Annotated in this window: 23 protein-coding genes and 1 pseudogene; 10 read left to right on the plus strand and 14 right to left on the minus strand. The window is 55.1% G+C overall.

Annotated elements, in window-relative coordinates; genetic code table 11:
* Positions 1-13: 13 nt before the first annotated feature.
* From MQE22_RS00315 to MQE22_RS00325, 3 genes are all read left to right on the plus strand, one after another.
* A complete protein-coding gene (locus MQE22_RS00315; protein ID WP_255789885.1) occupies positions 14-616 on the plus strand; it encodes an HlyD/EmrA/EmrK family protein in 603 nt (200 codons plus the stop codon).
* Between the two features lie 139 nt (positions 617-755).
* On the plus strand, positions 756-1973 hold the full coding sequence (locus MQE22_RS00320) for an NAD(P)/FAD-dependent oxidoreductase (protein ID WP_248885507.1): 1218 nt from the start codon (positions 756-758) through the stop codon (positions 1971-1973).
* A gap of 87 nt (positions 1974-2060) precedes the next feature.
* Entirely contained in the window at positions 2061-2504 is a 444-nt protein-coding gene (locus tag MQE22_RS00325; RefSeq protein ID WP_248885506.1) for a DUF488 domain-containing protein, read from the plus strand.
* A gap of 2 nt (positions 2505-2506) precedes the next feature.
* Here the strand turns inward: MQE22_RS00325 and MQE22_RS00330 are convergent, their stop codons facing one another.
* The 6 genes from MQE22_RS00330 to MQE22_RS00355 are packed head-to-tail and all read right to left on the minus strand — an operon-like array spanning position 2507 to position 10875.
* Complete coding sequence (locus tag MQE22_RS00330) at positions 2507-3823, minus strand: MFS transporter (RefSeq protein ID WP_255789887.1); 1317 nt, start codon at positions 3821-3823, stop codon at positions 2507-2509.
* 41 nt (positions 3824-3864) lie between these two features.
* Positions 3865-4284, minus strand: a complete 420-nt coding sequence (locus MQE22_RS00335; RefSeq protein WP_255789888.1) for a DUF302 domain-containing protein — start codon at positions 4282-4284, stop codon at positions 3865-3867.
* A 9-nt stretch (positions 4285-4293) separates the two neighbouring features.
* On the minus strand, positions 4294-4992 hold the full coding sequence (gene narI, locus MQE22_RS00340) for a respiratory nitrate reductase subunit gamma (protein ID WP_248885504.1): 699 nt from the start codon (positions 4990-4992) through the stop codon (positions 4294-4296).
* Positions 4989-5534 (minus strand): nitrate reductase molybdenum cofactor assembly chaperone, encoded by a 546-nt coding sequence (gene narJ, locus MQE22_RS00345; protein ID WP_255789889.1) that lies wholly within the window; start codon positions 5532-5534, stop codon positions 4989-4991. The genes narI and narJ overlap by 4 nt, the downstream gene beginning before the upstream one ends.
* Positions 5535-5542: 8 nt before the next feature.
* Positions 5543-7096, minus strand: a complete 1554-nt coding sequence (gene narH, locus MQE22_RS00350; RefSeq protein WP_255789890.1) for a nitrate reductase subunit beta — start codon at positions 7094-7096, stop codon at positions 5543-5545.
* Positions 7093-10875 carry a nitrate reductase subunit alpha gene (locus MQE22_RS00355; RefSeq protein WP_255789891.1) on the minus strand — a complete coding sequence of 1261 codons (3783 nt, stop codon included), beginning with the start codon at positions 10873-10875 and terminating at the stop codon, positions 7093-7095. Before MQE22_RS00355 ends, narH begins: the two co-directional genes overlap by 4 nt.
* Before the next feature lie 316 nt (positions 10876-11191).
* On the opposite strand from MQE22_RS00355, the gene MQE22_RS00360 reads away from it, so the two are divergent.
* From MQE22_RS00360 to MQE22_RS00375, 3 genes are all read left to right on the plus strand, one after another.
* Positions 11192-11722, plus strand: coding sequence for a hemerythrin domain-containing protein (locus MQE22_RS00360; RefSeq protein WP_248885500.1), 531 nt, complete (start codon positions 11192-11194; stop codon positions 11720-11722).
* Between the two features lie 509 nt (positions 11723-12231).
* Entirely contained in the window at positions 12232-12852 is a 621-nt protein-coding gene (fdxA, locus tag MQE22_RS13780) for a ferredoxin FdxA (RefSeq protein WP_431307153.1), read from the plus strand.
* Between the two features lie 38 nt (positions 12853-12890).
* Positions 12891-13541, plus strand: coding sequence for a glutathione S-transferase family protein (locus MQE22_RS00375; protein ID WP_248885498.1), 651 nt, complete (start codon positions 12891-12893; stop codon positions 13539-13541).
* Between the two features lie 93 nt (positions 13542-13634).
* On the opposite strand, the pseudogene MQE22_RS00385 reads toward MQE22_RS00375, so the two are convergent.
* From MQE22_RS00385 to MQE22_RS00405, 5 genes and pseudogenes are all read right to left on the minus strand, one after another.
* A pseudogene (locus tag MQE22_RS00385) lies at positions 13635-14695 on the minus strand (tellurite resistance/C4-dicarboxylate transporter family protein).
* Positions 14680-14922 carry a hypervirulence associated TUDOR domain-containing protein gene (locus MQE22_RS00390; protein ID WP_255789893.1) on the minus strand — a complete coding sequence of 81 codons (243 nt, stop codon included), beginning with the start codon at positions 14920-14922 and terminating at the stop codon, positions 14680-14682. The pseudogene MQE22_RS00385 and the gene MQE22_RS00390 overlap by 16 nt, the downstream one beginning before the upstream one ends.
* A gap of 85 nt (positions 14923-15007) precedes the next feature.
* Positions 15008-15925, minus strand: coding sequence for a DNA-3-methyladenine glycosylase 2 (locus MQE22_RS00395; RefSeq protein ID WP_255789894.1), 918 nt, complete (start codon positions 15923-15925; stop codon positions 15008-15010).
* Between the two features lie 2 nt (positions 15926-15927).
* Complete coding sequence (locus MQE22_RS00400; protein ID WP_248885496.1) at positions 15928-16374, minus strand: biotin/lipoyl attachment domain-containing protein; 447 nt, start codon at positions 16372-16374, stop codon at positions 15928-15930.
* Between the two features lie 5 nt (positions 16375-16379).
* Positions 16380-16829, minus strand: a complete 450-nt coding sequence (locus MQE22_RS00405) for a hemerythrin domain-containing protein (protein WP_248885495.1) — start codon at positions 16827-16829, stop codon at positions 16380-16382.
* 94 nt (positions 16830-16923) lie between these two features.
* On the opposite strand from MQE22_RS00405, the gene MQE22_RS00410 reads away from it, so the two are divergent.
* Positions 16924-17166 (plus strand): thioredoxin family protein, encoded by a 243-nt coding sequence (locus MQE22_RS00410; RefSeq protein WP_248885494.1) that lies wholly within the window; start codon positions 16924-16926, stop codon positions 17164-17166.
* Between the two features lie 31 nt (positions 17167-17197).
* On the opposite strand, the gene MQE22_RS00415 is transcribed toward MQE22_RS00410, so the two are convergent.
* Both MQE22_RS00415 and MQE22_RS00420 read right to left on the minus strand, forming a co-directional pair.
* Positions 17198-18184 (minus strand): 2Fe-2S iron-sulfur cluster-binding protein, encoded by a 987-nt coding sequence (locus MQE22_RS00415; RefSeq protein ID WP_255789895.1) that lies wholly within the window; start codon positions 18182-18184, stop codon positions 17198-17200.
* 64 nt (positions 18185-18248) lie between these two features.
* The gene (locus MQE22_RS00420; RefSeq protein ID WP_255789896.1) at positions 18249-18713 is read right to left on the minus strand and encodes a globin domain-containing protein; all 465 of its coding nucleotides are present in this window, start codon (positions 18711-18713) and stop codon (positions 18249-18251) included.
* Positions 18714-18871: 158 nt separating this feature from the next.
* Here MQE22_RS00420 and MQE22_RS00425 point away from each other — a divergent pair, with 158 nt between their 5' ends.
* Positions 18872-19555, plus strand: a complete 684-nt coding sequence (locus MQE22_RS00425) for a Crp/Fnr family transcriptional regulator (protein ID WP_248885491.1) — start codon at positions 18872-18874, stop codon at positions 19553-19555.
* A 573-nt stretch (positions 19556-20128) separates the two neighbouring features.
* Here MQE22_RS00425 and MQE22_RS00430 read toward each other — a convergent pair.
* On the minus strand, positions 20129-21160 hold the full coding sequence (locus MQE22_RS00430; RefSeq protein WP_255789396.1) for an IS110 family RNA-guided transposase: 1032 nt from the start codon (positions 21158-21160) through the stop codon (positions 20129-20131).
* 432 nt (positions 21161-21592) lie between these two features.
* Here MQE22_RS00430 and MQE22_RS00435 point away from each other — a divergent pair, with 432 nt between their 5' ends.
* Both MQE22_RS00435 and MQE22_RS00440 read left to right on the plus strand, forming a co-directional pair.
* Positions 21593-22624, plus strand: coding sequence for an IS110 family RNA-guided transposase (locus tag MQE22_RS00435; protein ID WP_255789396.1), 1032 nt, complete (start codon positions 21593-21595; stop codon positions 22622-22624).
* Positions 22625-23046: 422 nt separating this feature from the next.
* Positions 23047-24078 carry an IS110 family RNA-guided transposase gene (locus MQE22_RS00440; RefSeq protein ID WP_255789396.1) on the plus strand — a complete coding sequence of 344 codons (1032 nt, stop codon included), beginning with the start codon at positions 23047-23049 and terminating at the stop codon, positions 24076-24078.
* Positions 24079-24261 lie beyond the last annotated feature (183 nt).

Genomic DNA, 24261 nt, shown 5'->3' on the forward strand with positions numbered 1-24261 from the left:
GGGAGGCACCACCTTGCAAAACAACCCCCAGGTGCGGGCGGTGGTGGCCGAGCTGGAGCGCCGCTATATCGACTGGGCCAGGCGGGATCTGCGTGCCCCCATCAGCGGTTTCGTAGCCCAACGCAGCGCCTACCCCGGTCTGATGATTCACCCGGGAGAGCGGCTCTTCACCATCGTACCCTTGGATGATCTCTGGGTAGTAGCCAACGTCAAAGAAACCGAGATGGATCAACTGCGGCCAGGGCAACCGGTGCGACTGGAGAGTTATTACTATGGCGACCGTGTCATCTTTCACGGCACCGTTCAGGGGCTCCTGCCCGGCGCTGGCAGTGCCTTTGCCGTTCTGCCTCCAGAAAACGCGACGGGTAATTACATCCATATCGTGGAGCGGGTACCGATCCGGATAAGCTTGCGGCCGGCAGAGCTCCGCCGCCACCCCTTGCGCCCGGGTCTATCGATGATTGCGCGAATCGCTATCGACGACAACAAGGAAGCCAAGACCGTTTTACAACCGATCACGACGACCCCAAACCGGGGATACCATACCAAAATCTATACCGGCGAATTGCTGCAGGCGCAACAATTGGCACAGAAAATCATCGCCAAGAACTCTTGATCTCACCCTTTGCCGGGGGAGTGTCTTCAGCGGCATGAGGATCCCGCCTGGTCTATAGTGATTAAGTAGGTGCGCCGCTTCGCGATGGTGCGGAGGGTTAGGAAAGATCCATGACATTGCGGGATGCTGGAGGTAAGTAATGAACGACATATCCCCTTGGGATTACGTCATCGTTGGCGCGGGTCCAGCGGCAGCAGCCGCAGCGATGGCTATCCGCGAGTCGGACGATGGTGGCAGGCTGCTGATGCTGGGAGCAGAGACAGAATTGCCTTATCAACGTCCACCTTTATCAAAGGGTCTCTGGACGAATAAGGTAGCGCTGGATGACTTACCCCTGCGTTCCGCCGCCGATTGGGAACATTTGGGTGTGCAGACACGGCTCGGGGACGTGGTAGTGAAACTAGACGCTGCGGCCAAGACTCTCACCAGCGCCGCCGGGAAAATTTATCGCTACGAGCGTCTCCTTCTAGCTACGGGGGGCCGTGCACGGCAGCCCGAACTTACCAACACCGAACTGCGGGAGCGCGTCCATGTCTTGCGCAGCCTCTCGGACTATCGTCGGCTTCGGACTGCGGCACAGTCAGTTTCTCGCTTACTGGTGGTGGGAGGTGGTTTCCTTGGCGCAGAGATTGCGGCCGCGCTCTCCCAGCAAGAGGGTTTAAAAGTCCACTACGCTTTTGCCGGCGACGCGCCTTTGGCCCATATCTTCCCACCAGTCTTGCAAAAAGCCGTCCTCTCCCGCTACCACCAAGCCAGAGTCCTGCTGTATCCACGCCACCGCTTGGAAACGCTGAGCTGGAAGGAAGGCCATGTGCGCGCGGACTTCCGTGAGCACGCGCCTATCGCTGGTGATCTTTTGGTTTACGCACTGGGCATGGAGGGCCAGCTTGAACTCGCCCAGCAGGCAGGTCTAGCACTGGACAAAGGCGGGATCGCGGTCAATGCCGAGCTGCGCAGCAGCGACGCGCACATCTGGGCTGCGGGAGACGTTGCGACTTACCCAGACCCCGTATGGCAAACACCCTGTCGGCTGGAGCACTGGGATAATGCTGAAGCGACGGGAAAGGCGGCAGGGCGTGCGATGGCTGGGAGAGAGGAGCCTTTCCGGCATCAGTCGCTTTTCTTCAGTGATATCTTTGACCTCGGCTTCGAGGCCGTGGGACGCTGCGATTCCCGGCGGGTGCTGCGTGTAGCGAGTCCCGAGGAGGGAAAGGCCGTCATCTATTATGGATCTGATGACCGGGTGGAGGGTGTACTGCTCTGGAATGTCTGGGAAAAAGCCGATGCTGTACGCGCAGGAATCGCGGCTCGCCGATCCCTAAAGGATCCATACTGGACGGAAACACTGGAGCGGTGATGATCGCCGGACCAGAAGCGAAGTCACGCGCCACGTGTCGACTACTGGGATACAGCCTTGCGTAACCACGAAAGAAGTATCGGGAAAATGTCTCCTGCTCCGCAAGCCCAAGAATTAGATGGACTCTGCACCATCCACGTCTGGCGCGTCTATGACAAACCCATTCCGCCAGGATACCGTGTGCTCGTGGAGCGCCTATGGCCACGGGGACAGCGTAAAACGGATCTCCCCCTGGATGACTGGACCAAAAACCTTGCTCCCAGCACAGCACTACGCCAATGGTTTCATCACGATCCGTCGTTGTGGCCGGAGTTTCGCCAACGTTATCTCGTCGAGCTGCAAGATCACGAAGCTGAAGCCCGCAGCTTGCTGGCCGCGGCGAGGGGAAAAGACCTCATACTGCTGTATGCCGCCCAGGATCGGGAGCACAATGGTGCCTTGGTCCTCAGGGATTTTGTATGTAGTCACTTGCCAAAAACCGCGCAGCGACCGGACCCTACGAGGGAGTCCGGGGAATCGGATGCGCCGTAGGATCAACGCTTCGACGAGAAGGAGTGTCCTTCGCCGATCTGCTCTTGGGTCTTGATTAGAATCCAAACCAACAGCAAGCTCACGATTGCCAGTCCGATATATACGCTATAACCCAGGGAGTATCCCTGCACGCCAAAGCGATCTACAAATCCACCCAGTAGCGGCGGCACAGCAAACCCGCCCAGACAACCCAATCCCCCAACCCATCCCGACGCACCACCCACGGCATCCGGCACATAGTGGGGTACTAACTTGAAAACCGCTGCATTGTTAATGCCCATTCCGGCACCGACCAAAATTTCTCCTATTACCGTCAACCAGAGCGTCTGTGAGAGGGTCATGATGACCGCGCCAATGAGCAGGATGATCAATGAAATTATAGCTACCTTCTCACCACCCTTGCGATCCGAAAGCACTCCACCCCAAACGCGAATGAAGGCAGCGAGCAAAGAGAAGGTCGCGGTCAGAATGACGGCCGTCATGGTGCTGGTATGGTAATAGCTTTCCCAGAAGGTGGGAAGCCAGACCGTGAGCGCAAGAAATCCCCCAAAATTCGTAAAGTATAGCCCCACTAAAGGCCAGGTTCGCCAATGGCGTGCGGACAATCTGAGTGAATGCCAAACGCCGCCCGTAGGAAACAATTCTTCTCCATCTGCTTTTGCACGTACCATCGCTTCGCGTTTTTCCATACGATGCGCATACTGAAAAAACGGGGCATTATGCCCCCAGAGGAAGTACAGAAGTATGCCGAGAATAATCATGGCCAAGGAAAAAAGATAGCCAGACCACAATCCGGTTAGTAATATCACGCTTGGAAGAATAAGGGCAACAAAACCCGGCGAGGAATCTCCCAGCCCACCAAAAACGGCTAGCGCTGCCCCTTGCCGTTTTTTCGGGTACCAATACGATACCTGGCCAATTCCCACAGAAAATGTCGCAATACCGCTGCCTGCGAGAGCGCCAAGCAATAGCAAATAGGGATAGTAGCGTGCATCCAAATGGTTCGGATACAAGGTCAACAGCATCCAGTAAAGTCCTGCTATGCCAACCAGAGATGCGATCAACAGAATCAAGAACGGTGTTCGCCCGCCGTTGTGATCGACTGAGGCACCAAAGGGTATGCGAAGCAATGCGCCAGTCAGCATGGGCATCCCGACCAGCCAACCAATTTGCGTGGGAGATAGGTGCATGGCTTGCACAAAAATGTGCGCAGTTGGCCCGTAGAGTGAGACCGACCCCGCGCCAATGAAGAAGCCAATGGTTGACCCAGCCAGAACGCTACGGGGTGAACCCTGGATCATGATACCATTCTGCGCCATAAATCGTCCTCCGGGATTTTTTGACTATCACGTCTATTGGATCAGTTTGTATCCATCAGGATATTGGTAACGATGGTGCTGACTTTGTGATCAAAAGCACGGACCTCGGCCAGGTACCGGTCGCTCCGGAGACCGTGGCGTTGGGCGGTGTATGCCAGTTCCGTCACCGCTACCAACGATATATTGGACTCACGTTCGTAGATGAGCATTTTGCTTGGCAAATCGATGGCGAGCGTAGGAGCAACGCGCATGAGTTCGGTACCACCGCTGGGCCGACCAAAAATCAACACTACGCAAAAGGGCAGAAACAGGCCGGCAGATTTCGCCGCCTGCGCGTGATCAATGCGATCGAAGAGGGTAAAACCTGCTTCCACCAGCTGAGCTTCCGCACGGCTCAAAACTGTAGCCGGCGCGATCGCACGTTGCCATTGGCGCAATCCAGGTATATCGCTGACGTGCATATCCACCCCCTATATCACTGACCGAATCTTAGCCCGTACCAGCTGATAAGGGCGGATGGCATAATTTAGCGGTACAGTCCAGATATGTACCAGTCTACTAAAAGGAAAAAGCAAAAAAACGGTCATTCCACAAAACATATGGATCTTATAAATAATGGGAATAGTGCGAATGAGAGCGGGATCTGGCTGGAATGTCGCTATGCTCCGCACATACTGGATCAGGATCTGCATGTTCTGAACATGTCCCGATACCGCGTCCGGGACGCTGACAAACTGGGTACCCAGCCCAAAGCTCAGGGTAATCAACAACCACACGAGAATAAAAATATCCATAAAGCGGCTAGCATACCGGACTTTGGGATCGAGAAGCCGCCGAAGCAGGAGCATGAGCCCCCCGATCATGGCAAGCACACCTGCGGTGATTCCAGCACTAGCGGCAATCCACTGGTGTTCGACGGGATCAGCCCCTAACCACTCGAGAATGTTAGTGAGAAATCCTGTAAAATGGCCAAGAAAGAGGGTGAGAATACCGACATGCCAGAGATTGCTTGCCCACATCATGTAGCGTTTTGATGCAAGGATCTGGCTGGAGAAACTTGACCAACCGTACTGCTCTCGCTCATAACGGATTGCCGATCCGACAAGGAATGTCGTCCCGGCAATGAAAGGGTAGACGCCAAAGAAAAAATAATTCCAAGACCAGATCATGACTCCACTCCTGCTCGAAGCTTGTCAACGAGTTGTGCATACGGAAGGATTGTCGCCACCAGCTCTGCATATGGACTGTGAACGCTGCGCAGATTTTGCTCAAGAATGGAGATCGACTCCTGCGCGCCCGCCAGAAAGACGCGACTCTCCTCCGTGGTGAGTGTGGCGGCAAAGTCCAGAATCACTGGCAGGTAATCTGGCAGACAGTGATTACTGGGGATCCAACCGTGCGCCGAATAGTGCTCCAGTAAGCGTAATAGCACAGACCCTCGGCCGCGGTCGTCTTCTGGTAGAAGATGCGTGCTCAAATGCAAGTCGCAGCTTGGAGTCCAATCGAAGGTCTCGACATATTTCGCCTCCAGTGCAAGCGGCTCTTGCATCTCCATCCAGTCGAGATGCTGTAGTACCGTGCTTCGCTCAGATGAGTGCAGACGGACTTCTGCAAGCAGGTCCGTGTGGAGTTCCGGAAGAGCGGCGCGCAGCGCGTCGTCCGGATAGTCCAACAGCAGGGCGAGGATGTGAAACAGAGGTTGGCGAATCATGTTGGTTTCTATCGATAAGGACGGAAGTGTAGGGGTTGCACGTTTGCGCTGGGGCTCTCCTTGCGGCGCTTGGGGAAAATCTCAGCCCCGCTGATACCGGTGCTGCTATCGTTACCGAAGACAAAACCATTCTGCCCCTGGAAATCGTAGGGATCGTCCATCATGGTTTCCTGATGGCTCGTGGGAATGACAAAACGATCTTGGTAATGGGCAAGGGCTAGGTAGCGATACATCTCCTGCGCCGTAGCAGCATCGAGACCCGCGCCGGCTAACACGTCTAGATTAGCGCGCTTGTCCACATGCAGACCGCGTTGATAAGCACGCATCGCGATCAGTTTGGTCAACGCCGCGAGTACTGGCTCACGCTTGCCTGCGGTGAAGAGGCTGGCCAGATAGTCGATGGGAATCCGTAACGATTCCAATCGAGGAAGCACCTCCTCCGCGCTTTGCGGTATGCGCTTGGGATGAATCTCGCGGCCCATGGGCGACAGTGGCGGAACGTACCAAACCATGGGCAAGGTGCGAAATTCTGGGTGCAGGGGAAGTGCTATTTTCCAGTCCACGGCCATTTTATAAATTGGCGATCGTTGAGCTGCGTCGATCCATGAATCGGGAACGCCATCCAAGCGAGCCTGGGCTATAACTTCTGGATCGTGTGGATCCAGGAAGATCTGGATCTGTGCTTCATAAAGGTCTTCGAGGTTTTCGGTGTTGGCGTACTCGGCAATACGGTCCGCATCGTACAGCATGATGCCGTTATAGCGGATACGGCCGACGCATGTGTCGGAACAGATAGTCGGTAGGCCAGACTCTACTCGAGGGTAACACGCAATACACTTTTCCGACTTACCAGACTCCCAATTAAAATACACTTTCTTGTAGGGGCAGGCGGAAATGCACATACGCCATCCCCGACAACGATCCTGATCAATAAGCACAATGCCGTCTTCTTCTCGCTTATAGATCGCTCCAGACGGGCATGCGGCTACGCAAGCCGGATTAAGGCAATGGTTGCACATGCGCGGGAGATAGAAAAAAAAGGTTTTTTCGAATTCGCCAAGCAGTTCGCTATCGGGCACATCCCGCAGGTTGTAATCTACTGAGCGGGTTTTATACGTTCCGCCCAGTTGGTCTTCCCAGTTGGCGCTCCAGTCGATCTTGTCTAGTGTGCGTCCACTCACCAGGGATACGGGTCGGGCCACAGGGGCCGTTTCCACAAGTGGGCTGTCGACTAGATGGCTATAATTGAAAGAAAACGGCTCGTAGTAGTCGAGAATTTCGGGAAGGTGCGGGTTAGCGAATATGGTCATCAACTCCCAGAGGCGTCCGCCCTGTTTCAACTGCAACCTGCCGTTCTTGCGTACCCAGCCGCCGTGCCAGTGATCCTGATGTTCCCAGTTTTTGGGGTAGCCTATGCCGGGTTTGGTTTCGACATTATTGAACCAGATGTATTCAGTGCCGCGACGGTTGGTCCAGGTATTCTTGCAGGTTACGGAACAGGTATGACAGCCGATACACTTGTCGAGATTAAAAACCAGAGCAAATTGCGCGCGAACTTTCACTGAGAATCCTCCACGGCCTGTCTAAGATTGGCCTCGTCCCGTGCCGATAGGGGCGCTTCCAGCCAGTGAATTTGTGCGTCACTCACCTTGCGGATGAGGATTTCCGAATCGCGCTGACTACCTACGGGGCCGTAATAGTTCAATGTCCAGGCCAGCTGGGCATAGCCCCCAACCATATGGGTAGGTTTGACGATGACGCGAGTGGCGCTGTTGTTGATACCACCACGTTTGCCCGTGCTCGGAGAGCCCGGGACGTTGATGGTGTTTTCCTGCTGGTGGTACATGATGGCCACGCCTTCGGGAATCCTTTGGCTGACCACCGCGCGGGCCATCAACGCACCATTTTCGTTGATCCCTTCGAGCCAGTCGTTATCGGCAATCCCCAGGCTTTCCGCGTCTCTTTCGCTAATCCAGATATGTGGGCCACCTCGGGAAAGGTGAAGCATGCGTAGATCATCATGATAGGTACTGTGAATGCCCCATTTGTCGTGAGGGGTGAGGAACCGCAACACGAGGCCATTCGTGGTATCGAAGCGTTCAGGTAAACCGTGAACCGCTAGAGTGGGTAGCGGTGGGCGGTAAGTACACAGTCCCTCACCAAAATCCAGAAACCATTCATGGTCCAGGTAAAATTGGCCGCGCCCTGTCAAAGTTCGGTAGGGAACGGCATTATGCACGTTGATGTATCCTGCACTGTAACTGACTTCCTCAGACATTAGTCCGCTCCACGTGGGCGAGGAAATGACTTTCCGAGGCTGTACCTGAAGATCGTGGAAGTGAAATTTCTCGCCACGCCGGTCAGCAGCCAGCTGCGCGAGCTTGAGGCCCGTTTTCTTCTCCAGCGAACACCAGGCTTTATGGGCAACCTCGCCGTTGGTTTCGGGAGAGAGATGTAACACCATATCGCAGGCGTGGATATCGGCGCTGAGAGAGGGACGTCGCGCGCCTTCATTAGACTCGTTTGGAAAGGCACCGTTGATGTGCAGCAACTCCTCTATTTCCTGTCCCGCTTCCCAATGCTCGCCTTTGGCACCGTTGCCCGAGCTTTGCAGACGCGGCCCTATACTGCAGTATTGCTGATAGATTTGGGGGTAATCTCGGGTGACGATCTCCAAGCGCGGGCAATTCCGCCCCGGAACTGGGCGAGAGCCATTCTTTTTCCAGTCGTCCACGCCTATGGCCTGGCCTAGCTCGTCGGGGCTATCGTGCAGTAGAGCTAGCGCCAAAAGATCTTTCCGGGTACCCAGGTGCTTTTGGGCAAGTTGGGAGAACTGCTGCGCAATATGCCGAAAAATCTGCCAATCGCTGCGACTTTCCCACCCCGGGTCCACCGCTGCCCCCAAGGGGTGGATGAAGGGATGCATGTCGGTGGTGTTGAGATCGTTCTTCTCGTACCAAGTAGCCGTAGGCAAGATGATGTCAGAGTAAGCGCCAGTGCTGTTCAGGCGAAAGTTGATGTCGACCATGAGGTCCAGCTTGCCTATGGGCGCGCGCTCACGCCATCGGATCTCTTGACTGGCAGAGCCTGCATCGTCCTGTCCCAACACGGCATTCTCCGCACCTAGCAAGTGTTTTAGGAAATACTCGTGTCCCTTGGCATTGGTGCCAATCAGGTTGTTGCGCCACACGAAAAGATTGCGTGGCCAATTATTGGGGTGGTCGATATCCTCGCTCGCGAATCGTAGCTCACCGCTTTGCAAGGCCGTGACAACGGCCTCGGTGGCTTCCGCGTTCGTAGAATGTCCCTCCCGTTCCAGGTCCGCCAGAATCTCCAGGGGATTACGATCAAAGTGCGGTGCCGCAGGCAACCAACCCATTCGCTCGGCGACGACATTGTAGTCCGCGAGCGTGCGGCCTCGATAGCTGGCCTTGGCAGCCGGCTGCAGGAGCTGTTCTGGATGGACACGCTCGTAGCGCCATTGATCCGTGTGAAGATACCAATAGCTCGTTCCGGCGGCTTGACGCGCGTGGGGGTGCCAGTCGCTGGCAAAAGCCAGGGAAAGCCACCCTGCTTGGGGCCGGAGAGCCTCTTGTCCGACATAATGTGCCCACCCGCCACCACTTTGCCCAACGCAACCGCAAAGGTGTACCAAGTTGATGATAGAGCGATAGTTCATGTCGTTGTGATACCAATGATTGGTACCCGCTCCCACTATCACCATGGAACGACCTTGCGTGGCTACAGCATTTTGCGCGAACTCTCGGGCAATACGCACGCACACGTCCGGGGATATTCCTGTGATGGTCTCTTGCCAAGCCGGGGTAAAGCAATGGTCAGGGTCCGTATAGTCCGCAACCCGATCATCCTCCTGCACTATTTCTACGCTAGGTCGGCGCACACCATACTGAGCCAGTAACAAATCAAAAACAGAGCAGACGAGAGATTCGCCCTGTGTTGTCTGCAGGCGCCGCGCACAAACTTTGCGTTCCATCAAGATAGGAGTGTCCTCGCCGCGTTTGCCATAGTGCGGGAAAACCATAGTTACAAGTTCGGCGTCGGGTTTCCCTAGAGCCGAGAGTTCGGCGACAATAGGCGTATGGCTGCTGGCATCCTCTTGTAGCAGGTTCCAGTTGCCTTCAGCCTCATCCCACCGGAATCCTATCGATCCATTTGGACAACGGTAATTATGGCTTAGCTCGTCGAAAATGACGGTTTTCCAGTCTGGATTGGAGTCTTGTCCCAGCTGGTCCGTAAAATCGCTCGCACGCAGAAACCGGTCACTGGCATGGCGTCCGTCCGGCAGAGCCCGAAGCATTACCTGCATGGGTAGATCCGTGAAACGGCGAGCGTAGTCCATGAAATAGGGTACTTCTTTTTGGATATAGAACTCCTGCAAAACGACATGCCCCATAGCCAAAAAGAATGCCGCATCGGTACCGGCCCGGACGGGCAACCATTCATCGGCAAACTTGACGTATTCAGCATAATCGGGGGCCATGGCAATCACCTTGGTCCCCTTGTAGCGAACTTCAGAATAAAAGTGCGCATCTGGGGTGCGCGTGGCCGGGATATTGGTGCCGGCCACGATGATATAGGTGGAGTTGAACCAGTCGGCCGATTCCGGCACATCCGTCTGCTCCCCCCAGACCTGGGGCGAGGAGGGCGGCAGGTCGCAATACCAGTCGTAGAAGCTCAACGGCACGCCACCGATGAGGGAAAGGTAACGGGCGCCCGAGGCATAACTGATCATGGACATGGCAGGAATAACGGAAAATCCGGCAATGCGATCCGGACCGTACTGCAGGATGGTATAAATGTTGGCGGCAGCAATAATCTCATTGACTTCGTCCCAGGAGCTGCGAACGAACCCCCCCAGACCGCGTACGGCAACATAGCTACTCCGCTTGCGTGGATCCTCTTGAATCGCCCGCCAGGCCTCTACCGGATCTTTACCCTGCGCTTTCTCGGCACGATAAAGCTCAAGCAACCGCCCGCGCACCATGGGATATTTGATGCGGTGCGGACTGTAGAGGTACCAAGAAAAGCTGGCACCTCTTTGACACCCACGAGGCTCGTGATTGGGAAGGTCTGGGCGCGTTTCGGGATAGTCGTGGGCCTGCATCTCAAACACCACCAGGCCATTTTTGACGTGAACATTCCAGCTGCACCCACCGGTGCAGTTGACCCCGTGGGTGGTGCGCACGATCTTGTCATAGCGCCAACGATGACGATAAGCATCCTCCCATTGGCGGTCGTCGCGCAGTTTTATACCGTGGCCGTCGGCAAAGCCTTCTTTGTCCCGCACCAAGAACTTCAAGCGATCCAATAGGTGACTCATCGACTACCTCCGATTTTACGGCATCACTAAAGCACGCAGGACAGGCTGGGCCCGACCCGCGCCATCCGCTTCTTGATCCTCACTACTGTGCTCAGTATAGACTATGCTAATCGCCGTGTGGTGATACTGCACCAATGCGTCCTTGGTGAACGGAGGTTTCTTGACGGAAATCAAGGCAACCATCCGTGCGACGCGCTATCCTGGCGAAAAGTGGAAGCGGATGAACACTTAGGAGTCACCAGGGCGTGTCGATGTCGAAAAACACCATCAATGGCAGCTGCAGCCAAGATATCAATGTGCTTGAAGGAGTCAGATCATGGATTTGCTGGATACGCCCGCACCATCCTTTGATGATCCGGTAGGACTCTTGTTGGCCTGTCACCGGCGCATAGAGAAGCACTGCGATACCCTGCAGCGGATGCCTAAGCATCTCGAAAAGCATGGGGTGGACAGCGATCTGCAAACAGCCATCACACGCATCCTGCGCTATTTTAGCTTGGCCGGCCCAGCCCACCACGCCGATGAGGAACTGGGACTTTTCCCCTGGCTTTTGGCACGGCCGGATTTTCCAGGAGCCTTACGTGCCCCCTTGCGCAATCTTGTGGATCAGCACCGCCAACTGGAAACCGCCTGGCAGAATCTTTCAGAGGATCTGAATGATCTCATCGTTACGGAAAAGCCCCGAGCGTTACGTCTCGAGCCCTTCGTCATAATGAACCGCGCCCATATCGCCTTGGAGGACGGAGAAATTTTTCCCCTGGCCAGGCAAATCTTGGATCCAGATTCTGCCAACGCCTTGGGTAGGACCATGATACTGCGACGGCGTGAAGAGGATGGCAGTTCATGAAGGCCTGTATGGAGGCGAATCGACGTCCTCTATGGGTATGGTTTTTCCTTGCTGGGCGTCGTTTTACCGTTACTTTTCAGCTACTCTCTGGGTTCGCTTTTGCCATGGGTGGCGGGGTGCTTTATCTTGGCATACGGCGGATGGTTTGGCTGCAGCCTGCTTTTGCTGGGTGAGTAGTTGTGGCTGTTGGGCGCAAAACGTGGGCGGGTACTACATCTGCGGTGTATTTTTCTGTTCACGGAAGAATATCGTCGCACTTTTCGCCACCCACTACGTGGCCGGTCTGAATCGCGTTTGCACGATGGACTCAATGCTTTATTCGATGGCGACTTCCTGTTGGCGGCGAGCGCTACGGTCGTTCTTGGCATTGCCCCTTGGCGCGGTTGCGGTGCATGCCTCATGGGTCATCTGCTACTTGCCTGGATCATAGCCGCGCCCTGGATTACCAATTTTGTATTCAGTCTCTGGGATCATTGGCCGCTTGATTTACGTGGCACAGGGGGGAACATATGACCCACGTTGTTACCGAGTCTTGCATTCAATGCAAATATACCGATTGCGTTACGGTTTGTCCGGTCGATTGCTTTCATGAGGGGCCTAATTTTTTGGTGATCGACCCTCGCGAATGCATCGATTGCACCCTTTGTGTAGCAGAGTGCCCAGTTGATGCCATCTTTCGTGATGTAGATTTGCCTGAAGGGAGTGAAGCATACTTGGAACTCAATGCCGAACTCGCCGCAGTGTGGCCGGTGATCATCCAAAAAAGGGCCGCTCTACTGGAGGCGGAACGCTGGCGACATATTACGCAAAAAAGAGCCTATCTGGATTTGGGCGGTGCCGACAAGAAAGATTCGCTGCCGGAACCTGAAGCTCCCATGCAAGAACACGAGCGTACACCCGAGTTCACGGAGTCTACTGCACCCAAGGGGCTGCAACACAACCACCGCGTCAAAGCCGGGGTCTGGGGACGACTCACCGTCGTCGACGGAAAGTTGCGCTATTGCCTTGAAGATGGAAGCGGGCGTCATTGGGTGCTCTGCGCCGATGAATCGGTCTGGATCCCGCCCGATGTGCCCCACCGCGTGGAGATTCTGGGGCCAACACGCTTCTATCTGAGCTTCTGGCACTGAGGTTTTTGTTACTATCTGCAAGACATCGGAGGTTAACTATGCTCTTATATCACGGTGCACGCCCCAACCCGCGCGCAGTACGCATGTTTATGCTAGAAAAAGGGATGAGTATTCCTATGCGTGATCTGGATATCGATAAGGGCGAAAATCGCGAGCCTGAGTTTGTAGCTCGCAATCCTTCTGGCCAGGTTCCGGTGCTCGAATTGGATGACGGCTTCTGGCTGGCAGAAAGCGGTGCGATTTTTCAGTACCTGGAAGAAATTCATCCGGAGCCAGCGCTCATTGGTAGCACAGCGCAAGAGCGGGCCGAAACACGAATGTGGCAACGGCGGGTGGAACGGCGCATTACCGAGCCTCTCTATGCCGCCTTTCATTATGGCAAGGGCTTGTCCATGTACCAAGAACGTATGGTTGTTCTTCCTGAATGTGTGCCTAGTCTCGTGAAACTGATGCACGACGGTATGCGTTGGTTGGATTCGGTAATGACTGAACGCAGCACGATCGTACCGCAACGATTTACCGTAGCGGATATCGTGCTGTATACCGCAGTAGATTTTGGGGATGGCGTCGGCCTCGGTATTCCAGAGGACCTGAATACGCTTCGAAATTGGCGGACAGAAATTTCATGGCGCCCTTCGGCCAAGACGAGCTTGCATCCGCGATCCAGTGAGACTGGTATGCGCTACTAGAGTATGTGTGCCATATAGGTAACTATACACTATTTTAGCACGGACTCAATAACGTGGTCTATCATGCTGATTATGGATCTTTTTCCATGGAACTTAGTTAGCAAATATAGTTGACGAAGTGGAACTTCGTAGCATACTGACAAAGATGAATATCCAAGCAGCCAGCGCCAAAGCGAAAAAGATGTCGGCAATCGGCAGCAAGAACGGCAGCACCATACTCTTTGCCATGTTATAGGTTGCAAGACTGTACATACCGAGGGGGAACACCATACCCCAATATTGGGGATCGTAACGGAAATGGAGACCTTGATGGCCGTAGCGCCAGATCTCCAGAGCAATGAGTAAGGGAATCCACCAGCTTCCAGCAGCCCAATAAAAAATGGTAAATCCCCTGAGGAAAGGAAGTAGAGAATGAAGATAAGGGGCGCTCGTCCCTTGCTCTATGAGCAATGATCCAGCCAAAGTAGAAATAGCCATGGCACCCATGTTGATCCAATACGGCGGAGCGAGATCTTCTGCATGAAAGCGAAAAAAATGTATCTGTAAAAAATAAGAACCATAATCCAAATATATAACATACCTCCCCAAAGCCATAGGGATAAGGCAACAAAATTATATTCCAGACGATGTAGTGCACTCCACGAACCATCCAACTGCAACGCCAGTACTGCCAGAGACTGTACCGCCACCACCGCAAGCAACCAAATTCCGCTGATGCCGTTTTCTAGCCGAGGTTTGTCGAGCCGAATGGTGTAAAGTGTGAAAATACCGTAATTCAGGAGAAACCACAGCACGGCACCAAAAATCCAAAGCACCAGAGCAATATCACGATACTGCACCAACAATATACACTGACTACCAAGCACACTAGATGCGGCCACTATAGAGAAAAAGCCAGGGCCGCGTTGATAGTTCAGAAGATCATTCCACAATCGCTGAGGGAAATACAGACTTCTCCACAGGGTAAGGACCCACAAGACGGCATAAAAAACAATATTGAGTCCGAAAAGATATCGCGCCAACAGCGGCAAACCGAAGGTATCGCTGGACAAGGACAACACACCGGTGGCCATGACCAGGGCAAAGTACGCGGGCGCCAGACCCTGGGCGGCAAGGTCGAGCCGTCGGGAAAAAGCTCTCAAGTAGGCTGGCATCCGCCAGGTTCCAAGAGACGCAGCGCGCTCCCTTTGTGATATGCGATGTGTGCGGTTTTGTCGCTACGTATGGCATATTGCGGTGCGTCGAGAGTAGCGTGGTGGATATACCCGTGTACAGAGAAGTCACTTTCGTGAATGGCGATGATTTTCCCAGTCATCCAGCCAGCCTCCGAGTTCCAGGTCACGTGGTCACCAATATTGAATTGTGGGCTACTTTTCACCATGAATTCCTCAGCGGCTTTCTCGATTTTTGTTTGGTATATTTCCTCTCAAGTTCTACTCCACGCTGATTTTGGCGCATTTCGGATTCTAGGTGATGTGGCCTGCTTCTTCCAGGCGACGCAGGAGCATAAAAAAATACACCATGCCAGCGAAAGGCGCCCAGGGTTTGAGATGCGCAATCGTCTCTTCATAGCCGACGACCGTGGCGTCGCCACCGAGCCAGCGCAGGAGACTTTTTCGTCCCCCCACGTCGTCGCCGGGGAAGATCTCGAGCTGACCCAAAGCTCGCAGGAGCACATATTCTACGGACCAGCGCCCGATTCCCCGAATCCATAGTAAGCGTTCCCTAATCTGTTCTACCGGCATGCCTGGCCACGCCCGCTCGTCCCAATCACCGGCGCTGGCGGCTTCCGCTACGGCGCGTACACTCCGTATTTTTTGCTGGCTGAAGCCGATGTCACGCAATAATTCCGGCGCCAAGTTCAGGATCTGCTGCGGGGGTGGGAAAGGAAGGGCTCGATCTAGGCCGCCGCTATCTCCTTCGCAGATCCTGCATAAACGATTGAGCAAATGGATACCCACCTGCAGACTCAGCTGCTGACAGGCTATGGCATTGATCAGCCCCTCATAGAGGGAATCGAAACGAGGCGGGCGAAATCCCCGGTAGTGCACCACGAGCGCCCCAAGGCGAGGATCTTTGGCTGCGAAGGCATAAAAGGGCGCCAGATCGCGATTGATCCCGAGAATCCACTGGAGACGCTCGCGGACCCAGGCAATGGCACGGTCGTCATCGGGACCTGCGTAGATTTCCGCTTCCAGAACCGGATCCATCGGCCCACGGGTCTGCCACAACCGCAGCGCCAAGCGCTCCTCGCCATAGATCCAGCTGCGGCGGTAGGTACCCTGATCCCAAACGTCTATGGCATTGTGGGCCTGACGGCGCAGCACCCAGACCGTGAGGTCGAGGCGAAAGGGTGCGCTGGGATGGAGGGTAAAATAGGCCATGATTAATCGGAACAACGCATGCACTGGACGTCGTAGCGTTGAATCCAGGCCTGCAGGGCCTCGATGGCCTCGGTGCCGGTGTGGAGCGTATCCAGGGCATGTTCTGGATCATCGGCGCGGATACGGGCGATCCAGGCATCGCCGTAGGGGTCGATGTTGATGAGGTGAGGATCGGTGATGAGGGCATCGTTGCGGTCCACCACCTCTCCCGCGAAGGGAACGGGCACGCCGCCCGCCCATTTGCCGCTCTCCAGGGTGGCGACATGGCGGCCTGCGTCGATTTTGGTGCCCAGCTTTTTGATGCGGGCTTTTTGCAGGCGTCCAGACATGGTCTGGGCCGGATCAGTCACGCCGATGGTGAAGATACCCTCGCCTTCGGGACGAACCCAGACATAATCGAGATCGTAGAAGAGTTCCTCCGGTAATTCGCAGCCACGGAATTCGCTCATGATTCTTACTCCTGCCCGGCAACTAGACGTTTGGCCGCAGCTTCTCCACCATCTGCCACCGCCGCGGCCAAGTGGGGATAGACCTCACTCTCTTCCTTGGCGTCGTGTTGTTTGAGGATGGTCTGCACCGTGCTCAAGAGATCGTCAAACTCCTCCGCGTCTTGAGCAGCAATGGCGTCGGCCATCTCGCTGAAAAATACCTGCAGGTCCCGATGCCCCTTTCGTAGTAAGGCCGTGAGGGCATGGTCCTGGTCTCCTTCCCAAGTCTCGAAGGCCGGGAAAAGCAGGCTCTCTTCCACCGCCATGTGTCCGTCGACGATACCCCGGCGGAACGTTTCCAAGGTCTTGGCGGCGTCCGCCCAACGCTCGTCTTTGACCGCTTGGGCGGCGTCCTCCAGGAGACGATCGAGACGTTCGTGGTCTTGCTGCAAAATTTTAGCGATATCGTGCGCCATGGCGGGTACTCCTTTGCAATCTGCCTATTATCAGTGGATGAATATATCCGAGGAGTTTAAACTACTTTCCAAGATCTTTTCGAGGGAGAAAGAAATGAAAGTGCAACTGCTGGTGTCCAAATGGTGTCCGGTCTGCCCTCAGGCGGAAACCATCTGGCAGGAAGCTGCCGAAAAACGAGCCATGGATCTGGAAATTCTTGACGTGGCCGACAAGACCGGGCGCGAAGTGGTCAGCCGTTTGCGAATCAAGACGGTGCCCGCTGTCGTCATCGACGGGGCCCTGAAAACCGTGGGCGTTCAACCTCTCTCTCAAGTCCTGCAACTGCTGGATAGTTGAGCTGGGGCGTACTGGCGCCGCACTGCAAGGATCAGCCGGCGCTGGGCGCAAAACTGTCGAAGTGGATGCGCTCATGGACAATACCGTGCGAGAGCAGGAGATCCACAGCCGCCTCGATCATGCCAGGGCTACCGCAGAGATAGACCTCGTGTTGGGACCACGGACCATTCTCCGACACGCTGGGCAGGAGCCGCCGGGGTCCGCCGGGCCCCGTGAAATGGGGATCGGAGCAGCAGATCTCCAAACGTAAATTGGGCCAGGAGTCTGCCAAGTTCTGCAGATCATCGAGATGATAGAGATCAGCCGCGCGCCGGACGCCAAAAAAGAGGGCGACCGGGGTCGTCCAAGGTAACCGCATCCGCTCTTGGACGATCGCCTCGATAGGGGCGAGGCCGGTACCAGCAGCCACGAGCAGTAGAGGCCGCTCCTCGTTCTGCTGCAGAGTGAATTCCCCCTGGGCAGGGCCCAACTGGAGCGTGTCTCCCACTCTCGCTTGCGCGAAGAGCCAATGGGAAAAAGCACCGCCGGCTACGGCGCGAATGTGAAAAACCAGCTCGGCTGCAGAGGGGTGGCTGGCCATGGAATAGGAACGCCACTGCCCCGGCTGGTCGGGAACGGCAATCCGGGCATACTGGCCGGCGCGGAAAGGATAAGGGCGGTCACAGCGCAGCCGCAATTCCATCACCGTGCTGGCAAGCTGCTGGAGAGTCGTCACCGTCCCCGTCCACAGCTCGGCAGCGCCATCCACCTGCGCCTCGATGCGCATGGCGCTACGTGGTTGTAATTTGCAGAGAATGGCTCGGTTGTCTGCCCGCTCCCCAGGCGTGAGCAGCAGGGGCATGAACGGGAGTTGCACACCCTCGCCGTCCACGATCCGCCCCTTACAGTCGCCGCAGGAACCATTACCGCAGCCATAGTGAATGGCCACCCCCTGTTCCAAGGCGGCCTCGACAATGCATTGGTCTTCCCGTACCTGCAAGCAGTGCCCGGAGGGCTCCAGAATGACCTCATGTTCCATGGAAAACTCCTGTCGCAGCGTGCCGGACGAAGGCCCGGCACGCAGCGTGTTGCGCGAAGATCAGTTACTGCGTAATGGGAGGAACGTCTTCCAGGACCAAGGGCACGTAGCGCTCTGGGGCCATGGCCTCGGCGGCTGCCTGAATGCAGATAGTTGAGGCAAGGTTATAGGCTTCGATCCAGGATTCGGCCATGGCCGTCGTCCAAGCCGGTCCCAAGAAGTGCTTGAGGGTCAGGAGTAGACTTTTGCCGACGATGGGATAGTGCTCGGGACGGGTATCGTAGCGAATGTGTCCCACCCCCAAATCTTTGAGGTAGGGTACGAGCATGTCGGTGTTGTCGATGTTACTGGCGATGAGGATGACGGAATTGAAGAGGCGCACCCGCTGTTCAGTCATGTCCCCGGGGAACATCTTCCGAACCTCGGGATAGTGGCTGAACATCGTGTCATAAAAATGCTGCGCGACCTGCACTCCTAAATCCTGTACGGCTTTACCGCTGCTTTTGATCAATTCTATATCGATAGTCATGAGTCTCTCCTGAAATGCTGCATGGTCTTGCCCTAAACGGCAAGGAAGAGTCTGCACCGCCTGCGCCAGACCGTCCTTGATCTGCGTCAAGAATTTCAGATGAAGGGTAGACGATGTACCATAGAGCGATTCGAAATCACCATCTAGCTGGGGTTGATATGAAACTTCCTGATATTAATGATCTATTGCGCCAGCAGCCTATTTTTAGTGCGTGGCCGCCAGCTTTGCTCAGCGCGCTTCTGCCATCTACCCAACTGGAAGAATGGAAAGAGGGCGAGATTATTTTCCTCGAGCAAAGTCCCGCGGCGGATTTCTTCTTTTTAGAATCGGGAGTGGTAGAACTGGTCAGCAGTAGCGCCGAGGGCAAGGAAAAGATTGTCGAAATCATGCAGGCTGGGGACCTTTTTGCCGAGGGTGTGGCCTTCATGGGTGGCCGTTACCCGGTCTCGGCGCGTTGCAGCGGGGCGGTGCGCGTACTAAGGATTCCTTTTGCGCCGGTAATTACCACCTTGGATGCCAACCCCCAACTCATGCGTCGCATCCTCGCCCAACTCAGTATGCGTTTACATTTTTTGGTGAAAGAACTGCGTCAACGTAGTGTGCAGTCGGCAGATGCCAGGGTGGCCTCGTATTTGCTCGAGCTGGGCCAATCTGCGAAGACCGGGCAGGGATGCGTTTCCTTACCGGCCAAAAAGGCTGCCGTTGCCGCTCGCATTGGAATCACACCGGAAACTTTGTCCCGAGTGCTGCGACGACTGCGGGAGGCAAGGATCATCACTATCGAGGGGCGAAACTTGCATATTCTCGATCCTAGTTCCTTACAGCGCTGGACTTGTAGTTGATGCCGTCGCAACGGAACCATTTCGTGGTCAAGGCAATGGCATGATCACGGTGAGATGAATCACATGAAAAAAACATAAAAATGTGAATTCGGAGTCCTAGACATCAATCTCCTCCCTGAATAAACCAATCTGTGTCGTTCTTAAATTACGCACTATAAATTCACAAGGAGAAGGCGGCCCGAACGACCGCTAACGCTGCGTACCCGCCGTTGACGCCGCTAGGCTAACCTGCAGCAAACCGTCTTGTTTGACGACACGCCCCCTTTGGATAGGGCGTTTGCCTTGGTAAGAAACGCCGTGATCAATCTTATATGGATGCCTCCATTTGAGCAAGTCGACGTTCGATGTATGACGGTGAGGTCAAAGTGCTGCCTTATATCCGGCCTGTTATGCAGGAGGTTCCTGCTGGCCCTGATGAAATCCGCTGAAAGGGACCTTATCTTTATTGCGTCCTTTTTTGGGACAAGATTGATCCAGGCTCTCCCTTCCCCGGTCTGACCTGTTACGCCATCAATCGTGCCTACCTGCGCAACTGTGAAACTATAAACATGCTATTCGACTATCGTCCTGTAATCATGCGACGGCTACCGCTATTGGCTTGTAATTCGGGTCATACTGGCGGTTTTTGGCCAGCAACGCCCAGATCGTTCGAGCCATTTTATTGGCTTGTGCTACGACGACCACATTGTGGGGCCGCCGACAGCGTAATTTGTCGATCCAGGGATTTCGATCCCTGGTCTGGCAATTCACCACGGCTCGCGCCCCATGGGCCAATAGGGTTCGGAGATAGGTATCTCCGCGCTTGCTGATACCCAACAGGCGAATCTTCCCGCCAGTACCGGTCTGCCGTGGAACCAACCCCAAGAACGACGCGAACTCCCGGCCAGAGCGAAAGGACTTCATATCCCCTACTGTAGCCACGATAGCTGTGGCAGTGAGTAGCCCCACGCCAGGGATCGCCATCAAACGGGCCACCGCTTCCTGGTCCTTTTTCCATAGCCTCAGCCGTTTCTCTATATCGGCTATGTCTTTGTCGAATTCTGCCAGCCGCTGGATCTGACGCCGGAAGGTCTCTAGTGCCACGGCCGATAGCCTGTCCTCCAACGTCGAGAGAGCATCGGGGATCTCCTTGAGACCTTTCTCGCGGCCTTGGGGAAGATCTATACCAAATTCATAGAGCAGCCCCCGAATCTCATTCACCTGCATGGTCCGGATCTTGACCAACTGTTCCCGCATGCGATGCAAGGCCAGAACGGACTGCTGCTCCTCGCTTTTGACGGCGACAAAGCGCATACCAGGACGCTGAACAGTTTCCCAGATCGCCGCTGCGTCTGCCGCATCGGTCTTGTTGGTCTTGACGAAAGGGCGCACAAACTGCGCCGCGATCAAGCGCACCTCGTGCCCTAGCTTGCCCAGTTCCCGCGCCCAGTAGTGGGCACTACCACAAGCTTCCATGGCGACAATGCCGGGCTCGCGGTTCACAAAGAACTCGAGCAATTTGCCACGTCGCACTTGCTTGCGATGAATCTCGCCCGTCTCCCAATCTACCCAGTGCAACTGCATCACCCGTTTTGCCAAATCCAGCCCATAAATTGTATTCTGCATCGTGAGTCCTCCTTGACCCATTTGTGGATGAACTTCCACCTTGGCACTTTGATGCCGTTCGGTTCAAGCGAGGGCTCCCTGCCTACTCGTGGAGCTCCCCGCTGCCGATCCTATAAGGGGAGGCATCCATTACATCTTTATTACCGCAGAGAAGCGGCATATGATGAATCGTGTTCGATCCATGATCAAACTATATTTTTTGAGTATGGGCAGGATGTTCACAAAAACAATAAGTTACGATACGTTCATGATCAATCTTTATTGACCATGAACACGACATGTTCGCAGGCAATAAAGATGTAATGGATGCCTCCCCTTATAGGATCGGCAGCGGGGAGCTCCACGAGTAGGCAGGGAGCCCTCGCTTGAACCGAACGGCATCAAAGTGCCAAGGTGGAAGTTCATCCACAAATGGGTCAAGGAGGACTCACGATGCAGAATACAATTTATGGGCTGGATTTGGCAAAACGGGTGATGCAGTTGCACTGGGTAGATTGGGAGACGGGCGAGATTCATCGCAAGCAAGTGCGACGTGGCAAATTGCTCGAGTTCTTTGTGAACCGCGAGCCCGGCATTGTCGCCATGGAAGCTTGTGGTAGTGCCCACTACTGGGCGCGGGAACTGGGCAAGCTAGGGCACGAGGTGCGCTTGATCGCGGCGCAGTTTGTGCGCCCTTTCGTCAAGACCAACAAGACCGATGCGGCAGACGCAGCGGCGATCTGGGAAACTGTTCAGCGTCCTGGTATGCGCTTTGTCGCCGTCAAAAGCGAGGAGCAGCAGTCCGTTCTGGCCTTGCATCGCATGCGGGAACAGTTGGTCAAGATCCGGACCATGCAGGTGAATGAGATTCGGGGGCTGCTCTATGAATTTGGTATAGATCTTCCCCAAGGCCGCGAGAAAGGTCTCAAGGAGATCCCCGATGCTCTCTCGACGTTGGAGGACAGGCTATCGGCCGTGGCACTAGAGACCTTCCGGCGTCAGATCCAGCGGCTGGCAGAATTCGACAAAGACATAGCCGATATAGAGAAACGGCTGAGGCTATGGAAAAAGGACCAGGAAGCGGTGGCCCGTTTGATGGCGATCCCTGGCGTGGGGCTACTCACTGCCACAGCTATCGTGGCTACAGTAGGGGATATGAAGTCCTTTCGCTCTGGCCGGGAGTTCGCGTCGTTCTTGGGGTTGGTTCCACGGCAGACCGGTACTGGCGGGAAGATTCGCCTGTTGGGTATCAGCAAGCGCGGAGATACCTATCTCCGAACCCTATTGGCCCATGGGGCGCGAGCCGTGGTGAATTGCCAGACCAGGGATCGAAATCCCTGGATCGACAAATTACGCTGTCGGCGGCCCCACAATGTGGTCGTCGTAGCACAAGCCAATAAAATGGCTCGAACGATCTGGGCGTTGCTGGCCAAAAACCGCCAGTATGACCCGAATTACAAGCCAATAGCGGTAGCCGTCGCATGATTACAGGACGATAGTCGAATAGCATGTTTATAGTTTCACAGTTGCGCAGGTAGGCACGATTGATGGCGTAACAGGTCAGACCGGGGAAGGGAGAGCCTGGATCAATCTTGTCCCAAAAAAGGACGCAATAAAGATAAGGTCCCTTTCAGCGGATTTCATCAGGGCCAGCAGGAACCTCCTGCATAACAGGCCGGATATAAGGCAGCACTTTGACCTCACCGTCATACATCGAACGTCGACTTGCTCAAATGGAGGCATCCATATAAGTTTGATCATGGGTAATAAAGATGTAATGGATGCCTCCCCTTATAGGATCGGCAGCGGGGAGCTCCACGAGTAGGCAGGGAGCCCTCGCTTGAACCGAACGGCATCAAAGTGCCAAGGTGGAAGTTCATCCACAAATGGGTCAAGGAGGACTCACGATGCAGAATACAATTTATGGGCTGGATTTGGCAAAACGGGTGATGCAGTTGCACTGGGTAGATTGGGAGACGGGCGAGATTCATCGCAAGCAAGTGCGACGTGGCAAATTGCTCGAGTTCTTTGTGAACCGCGAGCCCGGCATTGTCGCCATGGAAGCTTGTGGTAGTGCCCACTACTGGGCGCGGGAACTGGGCAAGCTAGGGCACGAGGTGCGCTTGATCGCGGCGCAGTTTGTGCGCCCTTTCGTCAAGACCAACAAGACCGATGCGGCAGACGCAGCGGCGATCTGGGAAACTGTTCAGCGTCCTGGTATGCGCTTTGTCGCCGTCAAAAGCGAGGAGCAGCAGTCCGTTCTGGCCTTGCATCGCATGCGGGAACAGTTGGTCAAGATCCGGACCATGCAGGTGAATGAGATTCGGGGGCTGCTCTATGAATTTGGTATAGATCTTCCCCAAGGCCGCGAGAAAGGTCTCAAGGAGATCCCCGATGCTCTCTCGACGTTGGAGGACAGGCTATCGGCCGTGGCACTAGAGACCTTCCGGCGTCAGATCCAGCGGCTGGCAGAATTCGACAAAGACATAGCCGATATAGAGAAACGGCTGAGGCTATGGAAAAAGGACCAGGAAGCGGTGGCCCGTTTGATGGCGATCCCTGGCGTGGGGCTACTCACTGCCACAGCTATCGTGGCTACAGTAGGGGATATGAAGTCCTTTCGCTCTGGCCGGGAGTTCGCGTCGTTCTTGGGGTTGGTTCCACGGCAGACCGGTACTGGCGGGAAGATTCGCCTGTTGGGTATCAGCAAGCGCGGAGATACCTATCTCCGAACCCTATTGGCCCATGGGGCGCGAGCCGTGGTGAATTGCCAGACCAGGGATCGAAATCCCTGGATCGACAAATTACGCTGTCGGCGGCCCCACAATGTGGTCGTCGTAGCACAAGCCAATAAAATGGCTCGAACGATCTGGGCGTTGCTGGCCAAAAACCGCCAGTATGACCCGAATTACAAGCCAATAGCGGTAGCCGTCGCATGATTACAGGACGATAGTCGAATAGCATGTTTATAGTTTCACAGTTGCGCAGGTAGGCACGATTGATGGCGTAACAGGTCAGACCGGGGAAGGGAGAGCCTGGATCAATCTTGTCCCAAAAAAGGACGCAATAAAGATGTAATGGATGCCTCCCCTTATAGGATCGGCAGCGGGGAGCTCCACGAG

The sequence above is a fragment of the Acidithiobacillus sp. YTS05 genome (genome assembly GCF_024396695.1).
Taxonomy (GTDB): domain Bacteria; phylum Pseudomonadota; class Gammaproteobacteria; order Acidithiobacillales; family Acidithiobacillaceae; genus Igneacidithiobacillus; species Igneacidithiobacillus copahuensis.